This is a genomic window from Streptococcus mitis (assembly GCF_047464035.1).
Taxonomy (GTDB): Bacteria; Bacillota; Bacilli; order Lactobacillales; family Streptococcaceae; genus Streptococcus; species Streptococcus mitis_DX.
Window position 1 is genome coordinate 13,945 of the sequence record NZ_JASHCQ010000020.1, and the last position, 15,189, is coordinate 29,133.

Sequence of the window (15,189 nt, forward strand, 5' to 3'; positions counted from 1 at the left end):
AAAATCTTATCTCTTGATTTCTTCCATGACATAAGCCTCAATCACATCATCCATCTTGATATCATTGTAACCATCAATCATCAAACCACCTTCACGTCCGTTTGTAACTTCTTTAACGTCGTCTTTGTAGTGTTTCAAGCTTGCGAGTTCACCGTCATAGATAACGACACCATCACGAATAACACGTACTTTAGAGTCACGGGTAACTTTACCGTTGATAACCATGAATCCACCGATAGTTCCCACTTTAGACACCTTGAAGGTTTCACGGATAACTGCTTCACCGATAACTTTTTCTTCGAATTCTGGATCAAGCATCCCTTTCATGGCTTCTTCCATCTCTTCGATAACCTTGTAGATAATGCTGTGGAGACGGATTTCCACATCGTCAGCTTCTGCTTGTTGACGAGCTTGTGGTGTAGGGCGTACATTGAAACCAACGATAAAGGCATTTGAAGCTTCAGCAAGGGTAACGTCTGATTCGTTGATGGCACCGACCGCTGAGTGGACGATAGTAACTTTAACACCTTCCACGTCGATCTTTTGAAGTGAGGCAGAAAGGGCTTCAACAGAACCTTGTACATCGGCCTTGATGATAACGTTAACTGACTTGAGTTCACCAGCTTTAAGGGTATCAAAGAGGTTTTCAAGGCTGACACGTTGGGTAGCTTGACGTTGTTTCATAAGGGCACGTTTGGCACGTTCTTCACCTGCTGCACGCGCAGATTTTTCATCTTCGTAAACGGCAAAGTGGTCACCCGCCATTGGCGCTTCGTTCAAACCTGTGATTGACACTGGTGTTGATGGTCCAGCAACCTTAACACGACGACCAAGGTCGTTGGTCATAGCACGGACACGACCGAAGGTATTTCCGACAACGATTGGGTCTTGAACATTCAAGGTACCTTGTTGAACAAGAAGGGTTGCGACCGCACCTTTTCCTTTATCCAAGCGCGCTTCGATAACTGTACCGATAGCACGCACTGTTGGGTCTGCCTTGAGTTCTTGGATTTCAGCCACAAGAAGGACTGTTTCCAACAATTCTTCAATGTTTTGATTGAATTTAGCTGAGATTTCAACAAATTCAGAATCTCCACCCCAAGCAGTTGACATAACTCCATGCTCTGCCAATTCACCGATAACGCGTTCTGGGTTGGCACCTGGTTTATCAATCTTGTTGATAGCTACGATAATTGGAACGTTGGCCGCTTTTGAGTGGTTGATGGCTTCGATAGTCTGAGGCATAACCCCGTCATCTGCCGCTACAACCAAGATGGTAATATCGGTAACAGATGCACCACGCGCACGCATAGATGTAAAGGCCGCGTGTCCTGGTGTATCAAGGAAGGTAATCTTCTTGCCATTTTCAACAATTTGGTAGGCACCGATATGCTGAGTGATACCTCCTGCTTCACCTGTCGCAACACGAGAGTTACGAAGAGTATCTAGGAGGGTTGTTTTACCGTGGTCAACGTGTCCCATGATGGTTACAACTGGTGGACGCTCAACCAATTCATCTTCATTGAGATAACCATCTTCGACAAAGAAACGTTCGATATCAGCATTATCCACTTCAACCTTTTGTTTGGCTTCGATACCATAATCCACCATGAGGAGTTCGATTGTTTCCCCATCCAAGGATTGGTTTTGTGTGGCCATGACACCCATCATGAAAAGTTTCTTAACGATTTCAGCTGGTTCACGTTTGATACGTTTTGCGATTTCCGCAACGGTCATACCATCTGTATATTCAAATTCTGTTGGCAATTCATGGAATTTACGTTCTGTAACAGGTTTTGGAGCCTGATTACGATTGTTCTTGTTATTGCCTTTTTTGTTCTTCTTGTTGTTATTCCAGTTACTATTTCTTTGATTTCTCACTTGATTTTGACTACTTCGATTCTTTTGTTGTTTTCTAGGACCATCTTCTTCGCGATCGTAATCGTCGCGTTCTTTGTCTGGTCGGGCTTGTTTTTTACGACGTGTATCCACTGCAACTTCTTTTTTCACAGGAGCTGTTTCAACCACTGCTTGAACTTGTTGCGCTTGTTCAGCTAACTTAGCAGCTTCTTCAAAGATTTCCTCTGGCTCCTTGCGTTTGTTAGCTTGAGCCAAGGCTTCTTTGGCAGCCTGAGTCTGCTTGAAACGTTCCTCGCTTGAACGAGCGTACTCTGCGTTTTGCTCTGCTTTCAATGCTGCCGCACGGGCCTTAAAGTCAATGCGTGGAGCCGCTTGATTTGGACGTTTGTCCTCTTGCTGACGGCGCTCGTTGCCACGATTTTGCTGACCTTGCTGTTTCTTAGCTTGGTCATTAAATCGACGATTGTCGCGGTTGCCTTGACCTTGTTTTCCACCATTACGGCCGTCATTTTTCTGACGGTTCCCATTTTGTTGTTGGTCACGGTTATTGCCCTTATTTTGCTTGCGTCGTTCTGCCTGTTCTTTGGCACGAGCTTCACGTTCAGCCTTGAAATTACGGCTTTGTGGTTTAGCTGCTACTTTTTCTGTTTTAGGAGCAACTGGCTCAGCCGCTTTTGCCTCTTCCTTGGCTACAGCTGGTTTAGCTGGCTCAGATTTTTCTACTTTCTTTTCTGCACTTACTTTTGGTGCTGCAGGTTTTGATTCTGCTTTCGGAGCAACTGCAGGCTTAAAGCTGGCAGCTATTTTTGCAGCGACAGCTTCTTCCACACTTGATGAGTGGCTTTTCACATCCAAGCCCAACTCTTTTGCACGCGCTACAACTTCTTTACTTTCTTTTCCAAGTTCTTTTGCGATTTCGTACAATCTTTTCTTAGACAAATCATGTCCTCCTCTTCTATTCCATAAGAGACCTCATTTTCTTTGTAAATCCAGCATCTGTTACAGCCAAAACCTTTCTCGATTTCCCGACTGCTATGCTTAATTCCAGTGTTGAAAACACGGTTACAATTTCTACTTGATAATAATGACTTTTATCTTGAATCTTCTTGGTTAGATTGGGTCCAGCATCATGGGCTAGAAAGACCAACTTAGCCTTGCCGTCTTGAATGGCTTTAACGACCAATTCTTCACCCGATATGATACGCCCTGCTCTCTGAGCGAGTCCCAAGAGATTGCTTATCTTTTGCTTATTCAAGTCCTAACTCTCTTCTTTTCACTTTGTGATCCACATAAGCGATCAACTCGTCATAAAAGCTTTCTTCCACTTCCATGTCAAAGCTGCGGTTAAAGACCTTCTTCTTTTTAGCCTCTAAGGCTTCTTTATTGTCTAGCTTGATATAAGCACCACGTCCGTTGGCCTTGCCTGTCGGATCGATAAAGACTTGTCCTTCCTTGTTCTTGACAATACGGAGCAAATCACGCTTATCAATCACTTCGTTAGACACAACAGACTTGCGCAAAGGGATTTTTCTCGTTTTCATCTTTCCCTCCTCTAGCAGCTTTTATTCTTCTACAGTATCGTTTTCTGCTTCCAAATCTACCGAACCAGCTTCTTCCATGGCTTCAAATTCGCTAGCAGACTTGATATCGATACGGTAACCAGTCAAGTGAGCTGCCAATCGAACGTTTTGTCCACGACGACCGATGGCAAGAGAAAGCTTGTTATCAGGAACAACCACCAAGGCACGTTTGCTGTCGTTTTCGTCAAAGATAACTTGGTCAACCTCAGCAGGAGCGATGGCATTGTAGATAAATTCAGCTGGATCTGCTACCCACTCGATAACGTCGATGTTTTCTTCGATTGGCACCATACGGTCGCTCTTGGCATCGTAACGTGCTGGGTGGAACTTGCTAGTAATCTTCTTGATATTCGCTCCACCGCGTCCAACGATTGTACCGATAGCGTCTACGTTTGGATTATGGCTACGAACGGCAACTTTCGTACGGTCACCAGCTTCACGAGCCACGCTCATGATTTCAACAGTTCCATCATAAACTTCTGGAATTTCTTGCTCCATCAAGCGTTTGATCATTTCTGGATGGCTACGGCTAACAAAGACGTTGACACCGCGAGGGTTGTCTTCAACCTTGTAGACATACACTTCGATACGATCATGAGAAGCAAAAACTTCACCAGGAATTTGGTCTTGTTTTGACAATTGGGCTTCGATGCTACCGAGGTTGACATAAATAAAGCGGTTGTCAAAGCGTTCTACTGTACCAGACATAATTTCTTGTTCATGCTCTTTGTAAGTATTGTAAGTGATGGCACGTGTTTGCTTGCGCATTTTTTCCATGATGGTTTGTTTGGCAGATTGAGCTGCTACACGACCAAACTCAGCAGGTGCTTCTTCAAACTTGATCTTGTCACCAAGCTCGTAGGCTGAATTAATGGCAAGAGCATCTTTCAAGCTGATTTCCAAACGGCTATCAAAGACTTCATCCACAACTTCACGAACAGTATAGACTGTGAAATCACCTGTTTTTTCATTGAAATCAATAGCTACGCTGTCTGATTGACCATAGCGTCTGCGATAAGCGGAACGAAGCGACTCTACTACTGCGTCGATGATGTCTTCTTTTTTGATTCCCTTGTCTTCTTCCAAAATGCGGAAGGCCTCTAGCATTTCTTTACTCATGTTTTCTTCACTTTTGAATCCTCAAAAGCTATCCTTTCTTTTTCTATAATTTTACTGCTAAACGTGCTTTTGATACTAAACTGTATGGAATTTGGACCGTTTTCTTACGCGTCTTGTCCATATATTCCATGATCAACTCGTCCTCTTCGAAGGCCAACAAGGTTCCTTCAAAGACCTTTTGCTTATCGATGGCTTGGTAGAGCCCGACATGGATGTATTTCCCAACCGCTCCAGCGACGGCATCCTTGGTTTTTAAAGGACGTTCCAAGCCTGGACTGGTGATTTCTAGGAAATATTGTTCTGGGAAGGGATCTGGCTTGATGGTGTCTAGGACAGGACTGATAATTTCTGTCAAGTCTGCCGTGTCGTTCAAGGTAATTCCTTCAGGTTTATCTACAAAAATACTGAGAATCATGTCACTGCCAATCTTTCCATACTCGATATCCACGAGTTCGAAAGGCGCTTCTATGACAGGTTCTACAACTTCTCTGACTAATTCTACGATTGTTGCGATTGCGTCCACCTCCTCATAAGCAAGAGGCGAAGATATTTCCCCGCCTCTCTTTCTCATATTCTTACTCTTAGTATAGCACATTTGCCAACTTATGTAAAGCAAAAGCACTTATACAGCCTGATTTCAGGCTATTTCTTAAAATTCTGCCTCAACTCGATAGATAACTTGCCCCTTGTTGGAGAATTTTTGCTCGTATTCTGTCATGACATTGCCTTCAAAATCACTGGCATGTAAATCTAGCCAGACACCATTGAGCTTCATGCCATATTGAGAAAAGCTCACTAGGCTGTACTCAAACAAGCCACGGTTATCCGTCTTAAAATGAATTTCTCCATTTTCAGGCAAGATACGTTTGAAGGTATCCAAGAAGGTCTTGTAGGTCAAACGACGCTTTTCATGGCGTTTTTTAGGCCATGGATCTGAAAAATTCAGATACAAGCGATCAATCTCACCGTCTTCAAAGTAGTCAGTCAAGTCAGAACCATCTACCCACAAGAGCTTAATGTTCGGTACTCCAACTTCAAGCACCTTGTCCAAAGCGTAGCTCAAAACAGACTTTTGAATATCAATCCCGATATAGTTGATGTCAGGGTTTTGCTTAGCCATACCTGAAACAAAGGCTCCCTTTCCACTTCCAACTTCCACATGAATGGGATTATCATTACCAAACAAGTCCCGCCATTTTCCCTTGGCTTCCAAGGGATTGAGGACCACATACTGGGGATTTGCCTCTAGTAATTCTGTCGCCCCTTTACGATTTCTAACTCTCATCTTCTCTTTCCATACTTGTCTCGGAAGTGGCGCAAGCCATGAATCTCCCGATTGACATTTTCTAAATCTTGGTTCATATAATACTTGGAAATCTGGCTCAAATAAGACAATTGACCGTACCAATACAATTTATTTAATACCGTTTGATTGTACTTGTAACCGTAGTAGGTCAACCATTCCTTCCACTGATGTTCTGGAATATAATGGCAGAGCATATGGGCTACATCAAACATGCGGTCGGTCAAGCGAACCGAATCCCAATCTACCAAATAAATCAAGCCACTATCTGTCTCAATCCAATTACTATGTCGTACATCTCCATGGACAATGGTCGCATGGTCCTCTCTAAATCCTGGAATAGCCTGACGTAAATCAGCCATCACTTCACTGATAAAATGATTTTTACGCAAAGCATCTGGAGCCGTTTCCTGCCAAGACTGTAGTAAATCTACAGGTGTTTCCATGGCATATCCCAAACGACTCAACTGTGTCATCAACGGACGTGAGCGATGAAGACGGGTTAAAATATTGACGATTTGTTTACGATTCATATCATAGGGGGTCAATATCTTGCCTGTCAACCATTCTTGAGCACACATATCACGCCCATCTGCCAAACGGCGACTCCATAATAATTGTGGAGCAATTTGTTCTCTAGCTAAACCAGGTAGGATTGGAGAGGTGTTCATTTTTACAAAGATGCGCTTTCCATCAGGATAGCTACCCATATAAGCCTTGCCACTTTTCCCAGGTATGGGAGTCAGTGTTAGCTCATTATCACCCAAATCCATTTCTTTCCTCCGTATAAAGTTTCCTTACTATTCTACTAGTTTTTGGCCTATTCGTCAACCGCTCCACGCCCGATTCTCAAAGAAAAGCATCTCAATCGGCTCAGGCTATCATTATAACTTGAAAAAGGTAAGCACCGTCTTCTGCTTACCTTTTCATGATTTTTATAAATAATATAAGAGTGGCCAAGCATTGTAAAACATGTGGACTAGAGTAGAAACCCACAAATTTTGGCTCTTTTTATAGGCAAAGCCCAGCAACAAGCCTCCAAGTAGATAATAGAAAAACGAAGGGACATCATAAGGAACATGCATGAAAGAAAAGAGAGAGGAAGTCAACACAAGTCCTAACCAAGAATTGTCAAAAAATGCACCTTGAAGAAGTCCTCTGAACATGAGTTCCTCCTGAATTGGTCCCAAAATTGTGACACTGACAATAAAGGAAAGCGAAAGTCCCTTACTCGTTTCCTCAAGGTGTTGAGCCGAAGCACCAGAAGCAACTGAGAAAAAGGCATGATAACCTATATTTACCAGCACAGTGAGAAGAAAGATTCCAATGAACAGCATGAGTTGTTTCTTGCTTAACATCCCAAAAGAAATCATGTCAAACCATTTCGCATAGCCAAAACTAAGGAAAAGCAAGAGACTCTTTATCATAATGAATGTGTACTGGTGTTGAAAATAATCCCCTTGATTGACGGAATATCCCACTGCACCCACGATTGCAAAGACTAAAAATCCCAAAAACAAGGCATGACACTTATTGAAAATAGCCATAAAGCTATCCTCCTCACCAAACAGACTTCCTACACGTCATTCTTTAGATCTAGTCTTTCCAAAACAAACCATTTGAGTAACCAAAATCCGACCACATAGCCAGCCCCTAATAATATAGCCATTAAAGCTAGCATGGAATTTAGGGAATTAAAGACCACCGCAGATACAAAGGTTAGCACAAAAACATTAAAGGCAATGGTGTTAGAAGCCAAGACCAGAATATAGGGCGTCAACCGGTCTAAAGTTTTGGAATCTAGGAAAAATAAGTGTTTATACATGATGACCTCCTCTTATCAGACTATAGACTAGTCGCAAGTTCTTCCCTACTTTTTATAATACTTCAAGCCCCAAATGAGTAGAAGCATAATAATCAAGCAGAGAATAGCGCCAATATAGGCAATTAGTTGTTGGTAAGATTCTCCTGCTGTGACACCTCTATACAAACAAATAATAGACATAAAACCTGTCAAGCCGATGAACATGAGTTGATTGGTTCTAGGACTAACCAAATCATCATCTTCAAACTTTCTTATCCTCATTTCTCTAGTGAGATAAACAGTGACCAAAATGGAAGCTAAGTTAATAACCACTAAAAGAAATTGGAGAACTACGGAAAAATTTAAAAACTGACGAGATAGAAATAGATAAGTAGAAACAAGTAAGGGCAACTGACCTAGGAACAATCTCGCAAGGAAGATGGTCTGTTTTTTAAAAAATATTTTTTTCATTGCTTTCTCCATTACAATTAAATGACATCTAATCATTTTCTAAAATTTGATAACTTTTGTGAAATGTTTTAGCAGAAACAACTCTATGATTGGTGATATCTATATAATCACCTGGATAACCAAGAACATACATCCCATAACCAGCGAATCCTCCTCCAGCTGTTCCAACTAGACCAAACTTGATATTCGTTGCAAGAGAAGTGTTAAGACCTGCCATTAGAATGCGCACATGATTATCCAACCAAACCATATAATTTTTTTGAAAAGCTTCCTCTACCCAACTTGGTTTAGGAGTCGCTTGACCAATTTCCCAAACATCAACAATTTGATTCCCATATTTTGCCTTCATAGCTTCAATCCTTTTTAAATACCATTACATGAGTTGGGAGTTCCCCCTATACCATAAGGACCACATGGTTTTGAAAAATGTACAATAGGCCACTTACCATTTAATTGATCCAAAGTTGGAGAAGGTGCTAGCCCACCCAATAAACCAGCAACCATATCTCCCCAACCTCCGAAACCTCCTTCAACTTTCGCAAGCATCTCAGTATCCATCATTTCAAATTGTGACATCGTTTTTGTATTCATAACGAATACCTCCTTTTTTATTTTTAATTTTAATTGTTATCCTGTTGCAATTGGCAATTTTAGTATAACACTATTTGTTAAAGTTTTTCATACAAATCTTGAATTATCATCAAAACATCTTAAATTACTCAAAGAGTACAATCTTCCCAATCAACTAATAAGAAGTGAATAATATTAAATTCCATTATTTACTTCTTAAAATCGATAATTATTTTTAATCTACTATTTTTAGCTAAATACCCTGTGTAAAAAAGTCAGCAAAAATGGTAATGTTGCGAAAATATTATTGATCACATGCACCGTATAGGAAGGATAAATGCTCTTTGTATAGCGGGTCAAACCGGCAAAGATGATGCCAGATGTTGCAAAGATGAAGATATCTAACAAACTAGGCAGGCTTGAAAAATGAGGAAGAGCAAATAAAATTGACGGAAGAAGCAAATCAAGGCCAAATCGCGAATGTTTAAAGAAGGCGTGTTGAAGTAATCCTCTATAAATCAGCTCTTCCATAAGTGGAGTCAGAAAGAACAGGGTTATATAGATACCTAGCTCAGCAAAGTTGGTCCCACTATAACCGATCAATACCGCCCAACCTTCAGCAGTTGACTGAACATGTTTAGCTGTCTGAACATTAAAAGAGATCTGGAGCACTAGCACTAATACTGTCAAAATCGAATACCAAAGCCATTTTTTTCTTGGAATGCGAAAGAGATAACCATGGCCTGTCTTAACCAGAATCCAAATCATGACTCCGCTAAATAGTAAACTCAAGATATTTTGAATCCAGACGAAATTGCCAATCTGGGAAGAAAATTGCCAATAATTTTGGACGATATACGTCAGCTGAGCAAGACCAAATACGAAAAATAAGTAAGAGAAGACTGCACTTATTTTGAATAGAAGTTGATACTTTTTCATAAAAATCCTTTCCACTATGACCTCCCCTTGTCAGGCTCTACTGCTGTAAGATTAAGAAGACAGTTTGTTCTTTTTAAGGCTAACCTGACTACTAGATAATAGATACATTAAGGCATTAAAGACAATGAAAATATGTCCATAGAATAAAATCAACCTCGCATCCAAACCAAGATAAAGTTTGACCATCAAAAAGATGAGCAAAAGAATTTGAAACCATATCGTTTTTCCAAAAATAAATTTAAAACGGTTTCGAATGTCTGCCTCCTTAATTTGTACCGTCAACCCTTTATTGGTAAGAAGAAAAACTCCTGCTTCAAACAAGCCACTGTAGAGAACAAGCCACCCAATCGATACATTAGAGATTTGTAAAAATGTCCCTAAAAGAATATTCAAAATACTACTCAAGAAAATAACAAGAAATAATCTATATTTCATTTTAAATACCTCCATTCACTTATTTCACGGACAGTTTAATAGAGCCTTCTAATAAAAGATTCTGTCAGAAGAGGAAGGCAAGCTACTTTTTATAATACTTCAAACCCCAAATGAGCAAAAGCATAATAATCAAGCATAGAATAGCACCAATATTAGCGATTAGTTGTTGGTAGAATTCTCCTGCTGTGATACCTCTATACAAACAGATAATAGACATAAAACCTGTCAAGCCAATATACATAAGTTGATTGGTTCTAGGACTAACCAAATCATCATCTTCAAACTCTCTTATCTTCATCTCCCTAGTGAGGTAAACAGTGACCAAAATGGAAGCTAAGTTAATAACCACTAAAAGAAATTGGAAAACCAAGGAAAAATTTAAAAACTGACGAGATAGAAATAGATAAGTGGAGACAAGTAAGGGCAACTGACCTAGGAACAATCTTGTAAGAAAGATGTTCCGTTTTTTAGCAAGAAAAGTTTTCATTTCTTTTCTCCTTTCATATATTATTAGACGAAGAACTACACAAACTCACCGGTTCAAAACCTAAGTAGCCAGAAAAAAGAGACAGGTGACAGTAGCATTCATCAAACCATGTACAACTACACAGGAATATAGATTTCTCCGCTTTATATAGAGAATTCCTAATACAATTCCTGACACTAGATGTTGAGAGAGCATTTCTCCGTCATGAGCAAATCCAAAAAGAACAGCCGAAAAGATAATAGCAACTATGGGAGAATATTTTTCTAAACTTCCTAAAATGATTCCTCTAAAGAGTATCTCCTCCAAAAGAGGTTGAGTGAAAGTAGTTGACAACCAGAATAGAACTATGTACAAGAAACCACTTGTTTCCAAATGTTGAAAAAAGCTTAAAGAACTTGTATTATCATGGACTTTTCCAAGAACGGTCATGAAAAATATAAAACCAACTACTAAAACCAGATTAGCCAGATAAGCAAGAACAATCCATTTCAATTCTACCCATTTGATTGGCAAGCAATCTAAAGTAGTCTCATCACCCCATCTCTTAATAAGATATACAAGAATGGTTAAGCATATAAAGAAAGATAGAAAGAAGGCACCAACACTGAACACATCTCCCATCACTCCGTCATAAAATCGTCTCACAACAGTTAATGGTACAACTTGAATAGCAAAAGTAAGTAAAAAACAAGTAATTATTTTTTTAAAGATAGAAATCGTTTTTTTCATAGTTTGTCCTTTTTTCAACTCATTAATAAGATATTTTTTCTAATTTACTACTTCCACGAACGAAGCCCCCGCTTCCTTAACTTGTGTTTTATCACACTTCCTGCTTCAATCTTTACACTGCTAGTATAGCACTCGTTTTATTCTTGGATCACTCAAATCACAAATGGTCATCAAAACATCTTTAATTGTAAAAAATTTAAAAAAGCAAGCATGAAAACATACTTGCCCTATGGGAATTTAACAATAATCTAAAACGATTCACCCTTACTTCCGTCTGTTCTCATATATCCTCATGATCGCAACAAGAATACAGGCTGTTCCACTTGCCAAAACCAGGAGGGTAATGATAATGTTGAGAATTTCAGGCGTCCTCTCTATTCTGTTGACAAGACGGACTAAGGACAATACTGTCAATAAGAGTAAAGCTACTGACCCTGTCCGAATTAAAGAAGCCATTCGTTTCTCAACCGCATATAAGAATGATGGTAACATAACACAGGCTATAGCAATCACAAACAGGTTGCTCCCCGTTTCTTCTCCCTTGTTCACCACGGAAATCATGAGAAGATTCGATGCTATAATCAACGTAGAACAGATGATAAAAAAGGATTTCTTACTCATATAGGATACCTCATATACTATAGCATTTTAATTGATGACTACATGCAGTACTTCTTTCCACAGATATTCTAATCATCAACTGACATCGAGTGAACCGTTAAAACCTGACGAAAGACTTGATTTTGGCAGGTGGTATTTAGACTGGTATTAGGATGACTTTCCACAATCTTCATAACGGTATAGAGACCAACTCCTCTCTCCTCCCCTTTAGAACTGGCTCCAAAGGAGAAAATTTCAGAAATATCTATTCCCTCTTCTTTGATGGAGTTTTCGATGATAAAGGTCTCCTGTTCTCCATTTTTTAAAAAGGCGATTGAAACATGAGGTTGACTGGCCTCTACACTAGCTTCAATAGCATTGTCACAAAGAATAGACACAATGGTTAGAAAATCAAGCAGGCTCATCCCCTCGACCTGAATCTCCTCGGGAACTTCGACATTAAAGACAATCTTCTTATCTCTTGCTTTTAGAAATTTTCCAGCTAGAAGACTTTTTAGGGCACGGTCTCGAATATTTACCAATCTGCCTAGGTCATATTTATTGTCCTGCAATTTTTCACTAGAATCCTTTAAGACCGAGTCGTAGACCTCTTTTATCTGCTCCATGTCCTCCTCTTCAATGCCCAGACGTAAGCTGGTTAAGAGGTTAGTGTAGTCATGGCGAAAGCTCCGGACTTCCTTGTAAAGTTCCTCTATATGCCGACTATACCGCTCCATATCTCTGTAGCGCAAGGCCTGCTCTTGGTCCAATCTCTCATGGAGTTTGTCCTTCAAATAGGTATCCAATTTCTTGACAATCCCCATAAAAAAGAGGAGGTAAAACACTAGGATGAGATGGCGAACAGTCTTTGATTGGATATCGTATGCATATTCAAAGTAAGACAGATTTTCCATGACTAGAAAGTAAGCCCCTATTATCCAGTTAATCTTAGTCAGGGACTGTTGAAAACCTTTATCGAGAAACTCCTTTCTCAATCTAGTAAAATCATAGTCCAACCATTTCAAAAAGACTAATACTATGAAGCAAACGAATAGCATAATCAACAAAAAGAGAGGATTTCCATCTCCATCTACAATCCCTTGCCCCAAAAACGGAAACACAAAATAGGAAACACTTCTGTAAAAGAGATCCATCAATACAATTGGAAAGAGACCATAAAAGAAAAGGAGTTTTTTAGGAAGCCCTCTTAACAGTAAGAAAGATAGACATATACCGAACAAAGGTTCTATAAAATAGGACAAATATTCACTTACATCCAAAAATTGAAAAGTCGCAAAAATGACCCCTAGAAGAAATTTCAAAAGAAAAGCTTTAAAAATCCTCTCAAAAGTGAGACCAATTCCATCTACCTTAAAGAAAATGACAATTTCTAGTCCATTAATAACAAGAAAATACAACAATATCCAAGCAATATTCATAAACTCTCCTAGCTCAATGTAAGTTATTGATAGCCTCAGACACTTCTCTGACCTTATAACGCGCGATTAGACAACTTCCACCATTGGGAAAGAAAAGGAGTTTTTCTTTCTTATCCAAACGAACCACATTGGCAGGATTGATGAGAAAAGAGCGATGGCACTGCAAGAGACGGGGCTCCTGCTTGAAAACCTCCTCTAAACTCGCTGTAAATTCCAGCCTGTCCGTCTTGGTATAGAGAATAACACGATGGGCTCTGGGCGATGTTTCGAGATAGTAGACCTCTTTAAAAGGATACTGGAATTGGGCAAATTTTGATTTAAAGTAAAAGCAATCTTCCGCCAGACTTTTACTGTCTTGACTATTGGCATAGAGGAGGGCTGTCTTGATCCGAGATTCAAACTCCTCTGCCGAAAGAGCCTTATCAATGTAGTCCAGAGCAGACACTTGGTAGCGAAAGGACAGGGGCATAAACTCTGAGTGAGTCGTCACAAAGACAATCAGGGCATAGGGGTCTCGATCCCGAATCTTTCTAGCCACTTCCAGACCCTTCATCTCCTCATTTCGAATCTCAATATCCAAAAAGAATAGCTGATGAGCTCCCTTCTCATGCACCTCTGCCAGCAGTTGGTCTGGTTTACCAAAAACTTTAAAAGAGCTCGGAGTGATATGATATTCCTTCAAGAGTTTCTCAATCGTCGTTTCAATCCTAGCCTGTTGGGAAAAATCATCTTCTAAAACAAATATTCTCATCTTCTTACTCTCCTTGTTTCAACCATTTTTGACGAATTTCTCTATAGCGACGTCTGGCATACTTGACAGCGTATTGACCTTCTTCTCCAAGAAAAAGGATTCTTTCTTGAAAATCAATCGATTTTACTTTATCAAGATTGACCAAACAATTTCGATGACATCTCATCAAGGTTTCCCCATATTGGTTCTCAAGATTACTTAAATTTTGAACCATATTAAAACTAGCCTCTTCTGTAACAATCTGTACAGTATGGGCTTTAGTTGGATGTGCTTGGATATAGTAGATATCGTCTACTTTTACTTTATAGGCTGTCTTCTGTGTCTGAATAATCATATGTTTCATTGGATTCTCCTCCTAAGAAGAGGATAACAGAAAAAATCTAACACAAGCCCACCAAATCCTAAACAGTCTTTGAAAACTCCTAAAAGGATTATTTTTCTACAACATCATGATGAGCTTACAACTATTTTATCATAAAATCTTAACAGTACCATTCAGGAAATTTCAAGTACAATTAAAGATTTGAGGCTGAAAAAAACTCTAAAAATGGTAGACTAACAGTATCAAAACACAGTTGCTAGAAACAAGACTAGCAGCCAGATTAAAGGAGAAATTCTCATGACAGATACAGACCCTATCAAAAGAGCTCAGACTTTGATTACTGACTTAAACAAAGCCTACCAAGCATGCAAACAGGCAACCGCTGACGACGTCCGCTTTCAGGAGCAACTAAACTCTATTCTTGGTTTTCTAACCAAGGCTGAAACAGTGGATAATCGAGTCTTGATTGAACTGGAAAAATTTTACCAGACTTCCAGTCTTCTCATGGGACTCAGCGCTCTTGATCCAGATGCTCCTACTCGCGCCGCTTGGCGTGCCTATGACCGCTTCCACTTTGACCAAGTCAAGACCAAGTTGAGCCTCTATGGACCAACCATTATCTTGTAGTAACTAAAAAGAAGCTGAGACAGACTTGTACTGCACCCCAAAAGTTAGACAGAAAAAATCTAACTTTTGGGGTGTTTTATTATGAAATTGAGTTATGATGATAAAGTTCAGATCTATGAACTTAGAAAACAAGGATATAGCTTAGAGAAGCTT

General features: G+C 39.8%; 21 protein-coding genes and 1 pseudogene. 2 read left to right on the plus strand and 20 right to left on the minus strand.

From position 1 onward, the window contains the following. Positions 1-6: 6 nt before the first annotated feature. The 20 genes from infB to QM818_RS06890 all read right to left on the minus strand — a co-directional run bounded on the left by infB (position 7) and on the right by QM818_RS06890 (position 14,430). On the minus strand, positions 7-2,799 hold the full coding sequence (gene infB, locus QM818_RS06795; protein WP_261081104.1) for a translation initiation factor IF-2: 2,793 nt from the start codon (positions 2,797-2,799) through the stop codon (positions 7-9). 16 nt (positions 2,800-2,815) lie between these two features. Next, complete coding sequence (locus QM818_RS06800) at positions 2,816-3,115, minus strand: YlxQ-related RNA-binding protein (RefSeq protein ID WP_001041390.1); 300 nt, start codon at positions 3,113-3,115, stop codon at positions 2,816-2,818. Next, positions 3,108-3,401: an RNase P modulator RnpM gene (rnpM, locus tag QM818_RS06805; RefSeq protein ID WP_000857567.1), complete on the minus strand. Its 294-nt coding sequence runs from the start codon at positions 3,399-3,401 to the stop codon at positions 3,108-3,110. Before rnpM ends, QM818_RS06800 begins: the two co-directional genes overlap by 8 nt. A gap of 21 nt (positions 3,402-3,422) precedes the next feature. Continuing rightward, positions 3,423-4,559 carry a transcription termination factor NusA gene (gene nusA, locus QM818_RS06810; RefSeq protein WP_000032285.1) on the minus strand — a complete coding sequence of 379 codons (1,137 nt, stop codon included), beginning with the start codon at positions 4,557-4,559 and terminating at the stop codon, positions 3,423-3,425. 43 nt (positions 4,560-4,602) lie between these two features. Then, on the minus strand, positions 4,603-5,082 hold the full coding sequence (gene rimP / locus QM818_RS06815) for a ribosome maturation factor RimP (protein WP_080977204.1): 480 nt from the start codon (positions 5,080-5,082) through the stop codon (positions 4,603-4,605). Positions 5,083-5,208: 126 nt separating this feature from the next. Then, on the minus strand, positions 5,209-5,844 hold the full coding sequence (trmB, locus tag QM818_RS06820) for a tRNA (guanosine(46)-N7)-methyltransferase TrmB (RefSeq protein ID WP_001266094.1): 636 nt from the start codon (positions 5,842-5,844) through the stop codon (positions 5,209-5,211). Beyond that, positions 5,841-6,635, minus strand: coding sequence for a cell cycle regulator CcrZ (gene ccrZ / locus QM818_RS06825; protein ID WP_261081103.1), 795 nt, complete (start codon positions 6,633-6,635; stop codon positions 5,841-5,843). The genes trmB and ccrZ overlap by 4 nt, the downstream gene beginning before the upstream one ends. A gap of 162 nt (positions 6,636-6,797) precedes the next feature. Beyond that, the gene (locus QM818_RS06830) at positions 6,798-7,409 is read right to left on the minus strand and encodes a CPBP family intramembrane glutamic endopeptidase (RefSeq protein ID WP_261081102.1); all 612 of its coding nucleotides are present in this window, start codon (positions 7,407-7,409) and stop codon (positions 6,798-6,800) included. Positions 7,410-7,438: 29 nt separating this feature from the next. Next, positions 7,439-7,687, minus strand: coding sequence for an immunity protein BlpZ (blpZ, locus tag QM818_RS06835; RefSeq protein WP_261081101.1), 249 nt, complete (start codon positions 7,685-7,687; stop codon positions 7,439-7,441). A gap of 45 nt (positions 7,688-7,732) precedes the next feature. Beyond that, positions 7,733-8,137: an immunity protein gene (locus tag QM818_RS06840; protein WP_261081100.1), complete on the minus strand. Its 405-nt coding sequence runs from the start codon at positions 8,135-8,137 to the stop codon at positions 7,733-7,735. A 28-nt stretch (positions 8,138-8,165) separates the two neighbouring features. Next, complete coding sequence (locus tag QM818_RS06845) at positions 8,166-8,486, minus strand: role in replication (RefSeq protein WP_247939649.1); 321 nt, start codon at positions 8,484-8,486, stop codon at positions 8,166-8,168. Between the two features lie 14 nt (positions 8,487-8,500). Beyond that, a complete protein-coding gene (locus tag QM818_RS06850; RefSeq protein WP_261081099.1) occupies positions 8,501-8,728 on the minus strand; it encodes a Blp family class II bacteriocin in 228 nt (75 codons plus the stop codon). A gap of 228 nt (positions 8,729-8,956) precedes the next feature. Continuing rightward, positions 8,957-9,646 (minus strand): CPBP family intramembrane glutamic endopeptidase, encoded by a 690-nt coding sequence (locus QM818_RS06855; protein ID WP_414300066.1) that lies wholly within the window; start codon positions 9,644-9,646, stop codon positions 8,957-8,959. A gap of 51 nt (positions 9,647-9,697) precedes the next feature. After that, the gene (locus QM818_RS06860) at positions 9,698-10,081 is read right to left on the minus strand and encodes an immunity protein (RefSeq protein WP_229294552.1); all 384 of its coding nucleotides are present in this window, start codon (positions 10,079-10,081) and stop codon (positions 9,698-9,700) included. A gap of 82 nt (positions 10,082-10,163) precedes the next feature. Further along, entirely contained in the window at positions 10,164-10,568 is a 405-nt protein-coding gene (locus QM818_RS06865) for an immunity protein (RefSeq protein ID WP_229294553.1), read from the minus strand. Between the two features lie 60 nt (positions 10,569-10,628). After that, positions 10,629-11,297 carry a CPBP family intramembrane glutamic endopeptidase gene (locus QM818_RS06870; protein WP_024057404.1) on the minus strand — a complete coding sequence of 223 codons (669 nt, stop codon included), beginning with the start codon at positions 11,295-11,297 and terminating at the stop codon, positions 10,629-10,631. A 264-nt stretch (positions 11,298-11,561) separates the two neighbouring features. Continuing rightward, entirely contained in the window at positions 11,562-11,789 is a 228-nt protein-coding gene (locus QM818_RS06875) for a hypothetical protein (protein WP_229294554.1), read from the minus strand. A gap of 197 nt (positions 11,790-11,986) precedes the next feature. Continuing rightward, on the minus strand, positions 11,987-13,336 hold the full coding sequence (locus tag QM818_RS06880) for a sensor histidine kinase (RefSeq protein ID WP_414300067.1): 1,350 nt from the start codon (positions 13,334-13,336) through the stop codon (positions 11,987-11,989). Positions 13,337-13,349: 13 nt separating this feature from the next. Continuing rightward, positions 13,350-14,087: a response regulator transcription factor gene (locus QM818_RS06885; RefSeq protein ID WP_414300068.1), complete on the minus strand. Its 738-nt coding sequence runs from the start codon at positions 14,085-14,087 to the stop codon at positions 13,350-13,352. 4 nt (positions 14,088-14,091) lie between these two features. Then, positions 14,092-14,430 (minus strand): LytTR family DNA-binding domain-containing protein, encoded by a 339-nt coding sequence (locus QM818_RS06890; protein ID WP_261081092.1) that lies wholly within the window; start codon positions 14,428-14,430, stop codon positions 14,092-14,094. 276 nt (positions 14,431-14,706) lie between these two features. On the opposite strand from QM818_RS06890, the gene QM818_RS06895 reads away from it, so the two are divergent. Both QM818_RS06895 and QM818_RS06900 read left to right on the plus strand, forming a co-directional pair. Next, complete coding sequence (locus tag QM818_RS06895) at positions 14,707-15,036, plus strand: helicase BlpT (RefSeq protein ID WP_261081091.1); 330 nt, start codon at positions 14,707-14,709, stop codon at positions 15,034-15,036. A gap of 81 nt (positions 15,037-15,117) precedes the next feature. Continuing rightward, a pseudogene (locus tag QM818_RS06900) lies at positions 15,118-15,189 on the plus strand (transposase); the annotation flags it as partial.